Annotated in this window: 1 protein-coding gene and 1 pseudogene; both read right to left on the bottom strand. The window is 33.0% G+C overall.

Going from position 1 to position 3,077, the window contains the following annotated elements; all coding sequences use genetic code 11:
* Nucleotides 1-480 precede the first annotated feature (480 nt).
* Entirely contained in the window at nt 481-2,481 is a 2,001-nt protein-coding gene (locus AFK68_RS04195; RefSeq protein WP_256386482.1) for a PAS domain S-box protein, read from the bottom strand.
* A 46-nt stretch (nt 2,482-2,527) separates the two neighbouring features.
* Nucleotides 2,528-2,794 (bottom strand): annotated as a pseudogene (locus AFK68_RS38080) (hypothetical protein); the annotation flags it as partial.
* Between the last annotated feature and the right edge of the window lie 283 nt (nt 2,795-3,077).

Genomic DNA, 3,077 nt, shown 5'->3' with positions numbered 1-3,077 from the left:
ATTTCTTCGGACTTCCATACCTGTTCCCAGTTAAGTGTTCCCTATCTCCTTTTTATATTTGCTGATACATTCAATCTCTTAGATAATGATATTAATAGATGTCATTAATGTTTCATTTTTATTGCTGACTGCTAATAGCTTAATGCTTACCTAGTAATACCATTTCTCAAAAACATTTCTACATTTTGTAGAGCAGGGGAGTGGGTAGAGACGTTGCATAAGGGCGTCCGTACAGGAGAAGTAAAAATAACAATAATTAATATTAAATGAGCTACAACTAGCAAAAAAAAGATTTGATATGTANTGCATAAGGGCGTCCGTACAGGAGAAGTAAAAATAACAATAATTAATATTAAATGAGCTACAACTAGCAAAAAAAAGATTTGATATGTAGTTATTAATTAATAAATGAAGTCTTACCCAAGTATAGCATTAATGCCTGGGAATTGGTATAAAATCCTGAAAAATACATTTTTATTTTCATTGCCTACTAGAGTGAGAAAGCTTAATGGGAATTTCAATCACAAATTCTGTTCCTTTTCCAATCAGAGACTTACAAGATAACTTACCCTGATGTTTATCAACAATTAATTCTTGGGAAATTGACAAGCCTAAACCAATACTATTTTTTGATTTTTTAGTAGTAAATAAAGGTTCAAATATTCGACCATATACTTCTTCAACCATGCCTATTCCATTATCAGCAATAGCAATCGCTATATAATCATCTTTAACTTCTGTAGTAATTAAAATTTCTGGTTCAAATGGTTGAGGGTTAATTTTTTTGGTACTTAAATTTAGGTATTTTTCCTCCAGTGCATCAATAGCATTAGTAAAAATTTGCATAAATACTTGATTCAACTCTCCAGGATAACACTCGACATAGGGCAAACTACCATACTTTTTAACCACATTAATATCAGGGCAATTCCCTTTTCCTTGAAAGTGATTTTGCAAAATTAAAAGTGTACTGTCTAATCCTTTATGAATATTTACTGTTTTTATAGATTCTACTTCTAATCCAGAAAACTGTCGTAGCGATCTAACTACATCTCTAATTCGTTCTGCCCCTATCATCATCGAACCTAATAATTTTGGCAAATCTTCTTTAATAAAATCTAGTTCTATATCTTCAATTTCTGAGTCAATTTCTGGCAGAGGATGAGGATAATTTTGCTGATACATATCTATCAAGCACAATAAATCTTGAACATAATTTATGGCTAAACCAATATTACCAGAAATAAAATTAACAGGATTATTAATTTCATGGGTAACACCTGCTACAACTTGACCTAAGATAGAAGTTTTATGCTTTTGAATTAATTTAGTCGTAGCCGAGTTTAGTTTCTGTAAAGTTTGCTCTAATTGATTAGCTTGTTGGCAAAATTTTTCCTGACTATCGCGTAGTGAAGCTTCCATTGCCAAACGTTCTGTAATATCTAAACCGACAAAAACTGCCGTTGGTAATGATGCTTTATGCCGATAATATTTCTGAGCAACTATTAAATAAATTCTAGTTTTTCCTCTAAGATTTGCTTTTACTTCTCTAACATTAGTCAAATCTGCCTTAGCAAAAAAGTCATAAACAAAATTATTAAATTCTGGGCTAGTCTGTAAAAATCCTACTTCTTGATTAATAAAAGTTTCAATAGGTAAATTGTAGGCATTAGCTAAATGTTTATTAACTCCTAGATATCGTAAATCTGCACTTATCCATGACACTAACCCTGGTACAGCATTTAAAACAGCTTGGAATTGTTCCTTAGCTTCCCGTAAATCTAGATTAATTTTCTTTTGCGAAGAAATGTCACGCACAATGGCACATTGATATTCATTACCATTAAATTCTAAATAATTTACATTGACTTCTACAGGAAAAATACGACCTTCTTTAGTACAATAATTTGACTCAAACCTCAGAGAATTTTGATTTTTAACTTGTTGCCAATGGGTTGGCAAAACTTCCCTGGATAATTCTTGGTCAATGTCACAAATTGTTAGCTGAAGTAATTCAGATTCAGAATAGTCTAGAAAACTACAAGCCATTTTATTGGCATAGCACAGTTGTCCATCAAAAGTTATCCAAAAAATAGCATCAGCAGCATTATCAGTTGCTAACTGAGTTAATTCTAGTTGTTGTTGTAGTTGTTTCTCAGGAGTTATTTCTTCTGTAGAGATAATTAGACCAGCAATAATACCTTCATCTGTATACCAAGGTTTGACTTTCCATTTTACCCATAGTATTGAGCCATTAGGAGCAGTCATTGGATGTTCCAACTCAAATTGGCCAATAGTTCCTACCAGACATTTTTCAGCTTGTCCCTGCCAAGATGATGGGAGATTAGGGAATATATGGTAATGCGGATTCCCAATAATTTCACTAGACTCTAGTTGCCAATATTGTAACCACATACCAGAAGCAGCTAGGTAGCACATTTCTTGGTCTAACATTGCCATAGCAGCAGGTATATGTTTGATGAATTGGCAAAGTTGATTGTAGGTTCCATGTTTTTCTGGATATTGNTTGTCCCTGCCAAGATGATGGGAGATTAGGGAATATATGGTAATGCGGATTCCCAATAATTTCACTAGACTCTAGTTGCCAATATTGTAACCACATACCAGAAGCAGCTAGGTAGCACATTTCTTGGTCTAACATTGCCATAGCAGCAGGTATATGTTTGATGAATTGGCAAAGTTGATTGTAGGTTCCATGTTTTTCTGGATATTGATGACCTAGAGGAGGAGTTGAATGATTATAGATGGTTGTTTTTATTGGCCTTTGTTTCATTTTTGGGATTTCCTCCCTCTGGTTTGCTATTTGTGTTATTAACTGGTGCATAATCTCATCGTGGCAAATAAGGGAGGTTCAAAAATAATTACTATTCCCTCGACTATCACATTTCTAACACTAACTTGTCTATAAATGCCAATAGTAAAACCTTGATTTGGATTAATTCTTATACTAAAGATATTTCGGATGAAGAATTTAGTTATGCTACCTAAATAAATAAGAATCAGGAAAATAATCATAACCAAAATTATTTCCTATTTGCTACATAGCTTGTACACAT

This window comes from Hydrocoleum sp. CS-953 (genome assembly GCF_002260545.1).
GTDB lineage: Bacteria > Cyanobacteriota > Cyanobacteriia > Cyanobacteriales > Microcoleaceae > Trichodesmium.
This window is presented reverse-complemented; position numbering and strand designations above follow the sequence as displayed.